The sequence below is a fragment of the Streptomyces hainanensis genome, assembly GCF_004348415.1.
In the GTDB taxonomy this organism is placed as follows: domain Bacteria; phylum Actinomycetota; class Actinomycetes; order Streptomycetales; family Streptomycetaceae; genus Streptomyces; species Streptomyces hainanensis.
Map to the genome: position 1 here is coordinate 1 of NZ_SMKI01000562.1, position 4,503 is coordinate 4,503.

Here is a 4,503-nt window from a genome sequence, read left to right on the forward strand (position 1 = left end):
GGGCACGAGCGGTCGGCGGGGGCGCCTCAGGTGCGGCCGGCCAGGCCTCGGCGCTTGTTCCAGACGTCGAAGGCGACCGCGACGAGCAGCACCAGGCCCTTGATCACCTGCTGCCAGTCCTCGCCGACTCCCACCAGTTGCATGCCGTTGTCCAGCACGCCGAGCACCAGGCCGCCGATCACCGCGCCGAGCACCGTGCCCACGCCGCCGCTCATCGAGGCGCCGCCGATGAACGCCGCCGCGATGGCCTCCAGTTCGAAGAGGTTGCCGGCGCCGGTGGTGGCGGTGCCGGTCCTGGCCGTGAACACGATGCCGGCGAGCGCCGACAGCAGGCCCATGTTGATGAACACCGCCATGGTGACCCGCCGGTGCTTCACCCCGGACAGCTCGGCCGCCGCCCGGTTGCCGCCCAGCGCGTACACGTGCCGCCCGAACACCGAGTTCCGCATCACGAATCCCAGCAGCACCAGCAGACCGCCGAGGATCAGCAGCACCACCGGCGCGCCCCGGTAGCTGGCCAGGGTGAGGCTGAACGCCATCACCGCCGCCACCAGCGCCACGCAGCGCAGCACGAACAGGTTGAACGGCAGCACCGTCAGCTCGTACTCCCGCTGCTGGGAGCGGCGCCGCCACTCCTGGGCCACCACGGCGACCGACACCGCGACGCCCAACAGCAACGTCAGGTTGTGGTAGTTGGTCTCCGGGCCGACCTCCGGCAGGAAGCCCTGGTTGATGTCCTGGAAGCCCTGCGGGAGACCCGACCAGGTGCGGCCCTCCAGCAGGATCCGGGTGGCCCCGCGGAACAGCAGCATGCCGGCCAGGGTGACGATGAACGACGGTAGTCCGACGTACGCGATCCAGAAGCCCTGCCAGGCCCCGATGGCCGCGCCGATGAGCAGCGCCACCAGCACCGCGAGCTGCCACGGCAGGTCGTGCTCCAGGATCAACACAGCCGCCGCGGCCCCGCTGAAGCCGGCGATCGACCCCACCGACAGGTCGATATGGCCGTTGATGATGACGATCATCATCCCGATGGCCAGGATCAGGATGTAGCCGTTCTGGTTGATGATGTTGCTGACGTTCCGCGGCAGCAGCACGTCGCCGCCGGTCCAGATCTGGAAGACCAGCAGCAGCACCGCCAGCGCGATCAGCATGCCGTACTGCCGCATGTTGGTGCGCAGCGCGGTCAGCACCAGCGCGGCCAACTGCCGGATGCCGCCGCCCCCGCCGCCGTCGCCCGGAGGCTGGTCGGTCGGGGTCTTGCCCAGGGTGGCCTGGCTCATCTCACCGTTCCTCGCTTCCGGGCACCGTTTCGGCGTTCGCCTCGGCGCTCGCCTCGGTCTTGGTCATCAGCCGCATCAACGCCTCCTGGCTGGCGTCCGCGCGGTCCAGCACGCCGGTCAGCCGGCCGGCGGCCATCGTGGCGATCCGGTCGCAGATGCCCAGCAGTTCGGACAGCTCGGAGGAGATGACGATCACCGCCTTGCCCTCGGCGGCCAGTTGGTCGATCACCGTGTAGATCTCGGACTTGGCGCCCACGTCGATGCCGCGGGTCGGTTCGTCCAGGATCAGCACCCGGGGCTCGGCGTTGATCCAGTTCGACAGCACCACCTTCTGCTGGTTGCCGCCGGAGAGCCGGCCCACCTGCTCGAAGACGGTGGGCGTCTTGATGTTCATGGAGGCCCGGAAACGCTCGGCCACCCGGGTCTCCCCGTGCCCGTCCACCAGCCCCCGGCGGGCCATCCTGGGCAGCGCCGCCATCGAGATGTTCCGGCTGATGGTGTCGATCAGGTTGAGGCCGTACGTCTTGCGGTCCTCCGTGACATAGGCCAGGCCCCGCTCGATGGCCTCCGCCACCGACCTGGTGGAGACCTGCCGGCCACCCATCGAGACGGTGCCGCGCTCGTAACGGCCCCAGGACCGGCCGAACACGCTCATCGCCAACTCGGTGCGGCCGGCGCCCATCAGCCCCGCGATGCCCAGGATCTCGCCGTGCCGCACCTCGAACGACACCGAGTCCACCACCCGGCGCGCCGGGTCGAGCGGGTGCCGGACGGTCCAGTCCGACACCGACATCGCCACCGTCCCCGCCAACTCCCCGGTGTACGGGGTGCGGGTCGGGTAGAACCGCGTCAACTCCCGCCCCACCATGCCGCGGATGATCCGGTCCTCCGACACCTCGGCCGGCGCGCCCGGTTCCGCCCGCACCGGCAGCGTCTCGATGGTGCGGCCGTCCCGCAGGATCGTCACCGAGTCCGCCACCCGGCGGATCTCGTTGAGCTTGTGCGAGATCAGGATGCAGGAGATCCCCTGCTCCCTGAGCTCCACTATCAGGTCGAGGAGCTTGCCGCTGTCCTCGTCGTTGAGCGCGGCCGTCGGCTCGTCCAGGATCAGCAGCCGCGCCCGCTTGGCGAGCGCCTTGGCGATCTCCACCAACTGCTGCTTGCCGACTCCGAGTTCGGCGATCGAGGTGGTCGGACGTTCGTCCCCGAGACCGACGCGGCGCATCAGCCGCTCCGTCTCCCGTAACGTGTCCGTCCAGTTGATCACCCCGGCCCGGTTGGCACGTTCGTTGCCGAGGAAGACGTTCTCCGCGATCGACAGGTGCGGCACCAGCGCCAGCTCCTGGTGGATGATCACGATCCCGCGCCGCTCACTGTCCTTGATGTCGCGGAACGCGCAGCGCTCGCCCTCGAACCGGATCTCGCCCTGGTAACTCCCGTGCGGGTGCACGCCACTGAGGATCTTCATCAACGTCGACTTGCCGGCGCCGTTCTCCCCGCAGACCGCGTGGATCTCGCCCGCCGCGACGGACATGCCGACCTCGTCAAGGGCCCGCACCCCGGGAAAGGTCTTGGTGATGCCGCGCATCTCCAACACGTGCTCGGTCATGGTGGGTCAGCCCAGCTGCTCTTCGGTGTAGAAGCCCCCGTCGACCAGGAGTTGGTAGTTCTCGGCGTCGATGCTCACCGGGTCGAGGAGGAAGGCCGGCACCACCTTGACGCCGTTGTCGTAGGACTCGGTGTCGTTGGCCTCGCACTCCTCACCGCCCAGCAGCGCGTCGCCCATGGCCACCGCCTGAGCGGCCAGCTCCCTCATGTCCTTGAAGACGGTCTGGGTCTGCTCGCCCGCGATGATCGACTGCACCGAGGCCAGCTCCGCGTCCTGCCCGGTCACCACCGGCAGCGGCTGGTCGGCCGTGCCGTAACCGACGTTCTTCAGCGCCGCGATGATGCCGAGCGAGATCCCGTCGTAGGGGGAGAGGACGGCGTCGAGCCGCTCGGAGCGGTACTCGGCGGTCAGCAGGTCGTCCATCCGCTCCTGCGCCTCGGGGCCCGACCAGCGCTCGGTGGTGACGGCGTTCAGCTCCGTCGCGCCGGAACGGACGGTGAGCTGGCCGTCGTCCAGGAAGGGCTGCAGCACCCCCATCGCGCCCTGGAAGAAGTACCGGGTGTTGTTGTCGTCCGGAGAGCCGGCGAACAACTCGATGTTGTACGCCTCGTCGCCGCCCTCGGCCAGGCCGAGGGAGTCCACGATGTACTGGCCCTGCAACGCGCCGACGCGCTCGTTGTCGAAGGAGGCGTAACAGTCGACGTTCTCGGTGTCCATCAACAGCCGGTCGTACGCCACCACCGGGATGTCGGCGTCGGCCGCCTGCTGCAGCACGTTGCCGAGCGAGGCACCGTCGATGGCGGCGATCACCAGCAGGTCGACGCCCTGCGCGATCATGTTCTCGATCTGGCTGATCTGGTTCTCGATCTGGTCCTCGCCGTACTGGAGGTCCGTCTCGTAGCCGGCCTCCTCGAACTGCGCGACCATGTTCTCGCCGTCGGCGATCCAGCGCTCGGAGGAACGGGTGGGCATCGCGATGCCGACGGTGCCGCCCTCGGCTTCTGGATCTCGCTCCGTCTCCGAGCCGCCCTCGGAGTCCTGGCCGCAGGCGGCCAGTGACAGGGCGAGGGTGGCGGCGACGGCGAGGCCGCGGGTGCGGCGGGCGCCGCGGGTGCCGCGGGTGGCGCGGGCGGCGATTCGGGCACGGGACAAGGTGCTCACGTCCTTCCGGCTGATGGTGGCTGGTACCGGCCCCCTGCGGGGGCTGCTGCGCGGGCCGCCGGCCGGTCGGCGCCTGGCGGCGCCGGCCCGTGGACGGCCTTGGTGCGGTGTTGCCTGCGGCGCTGAGCCGCGTCCGGCGCCTGGCGGCGCCGGTCCTTGCCGTTTGCCTGCGGCGCTTGGCCGGGGCACGGACGCCTGGCGGCGTCGTGCCCGGCCTGGCCGGTGGTGCGTGGTGCGTGAGTTGCTTGCGGCGCCTGGCGGCGCCTGGCCCGGCTGCGCCGGGTGGTACGTGCGGCGCCTGGCGGCGCCGGTTCTTGCGGTGTTGCGTGCGGCGCTGGGCCGCGTCCGGCGTCTGGTGGTGCCGGGAGGTGCGGGTGGCGTGGGGCCGTGCTCGGCGCCTGCTGGCGCCTTGGCGTTCGGCCCAGCACTGGGCGCCGAGGGCGCCGGGAT

The 4,503-nt window shown here is 70.4% G+C and carries 3 protein-coding genes; all 3 read right to left on the reverse strand.

From position 1 onward, the window contains the following. Positions 1–26: 26 nt before the first annotated feature. From mmsB to chvE, 3 genes are read right to left on the reverse strand one after another with little or no spacing between them, the layout of a single operon-like run. Complete coding sequence (gene mmsB / locus E1283_RS32490; protein WP_132821752.1) at positions 27–1,283, reverse strand: multiple monosaccharide ABC transporter permease; 1,257 nt, start codon at positions 1,281–1,283, stop codon at positions 27–29. A gap of 1 nt (position 1,284) precedes the next feature. Next, positions 1,285–2,892 (reverse strand): multiple monosaccharide ABC transporter ATP-binding protein, encoded by a 1,608-nt coding sequence (gene mmsA / locus E1283_RS32495; protein ID WP_132821753.1) that lies wholly within the window; start codon positions 2,890–2,892, stop codon positions 1,285–1,287. 6 nt (positions 2,893–2,898) lie between these two features. Next, positions 2,899–4,029, reverse strand: a complete 1,131-nt coding sequence (chvE, locus tag E1283_RS32500; RefSeq protein ID WP_132821754.1) for a multiple monosaccharide ABC transporter substrate-binding protein — start codon at positions 4,027–4,029, stop codon at positions 2,899–2,901. Between the last annotated feature and the right edge of the window lie 474 nt (positions 4,030–4,503).

Bases quoted from the DNA above. Each gene is read 5' to 3' on its own strand.
- mmsB (WP_132821752.1), bottom strand. From the start codon at position 1,283: ATGAGCCAGGCCACCCTGGGCAAGACCCCGACCGACCAGCCTCCGGGC.
- mmsA (WP_132821753.1), bottom strand. From the start codon at position 2,892: ATGACCGAGCACGTGTTGGAGATGCGCGGCATCACCAAGACCTTTCCC.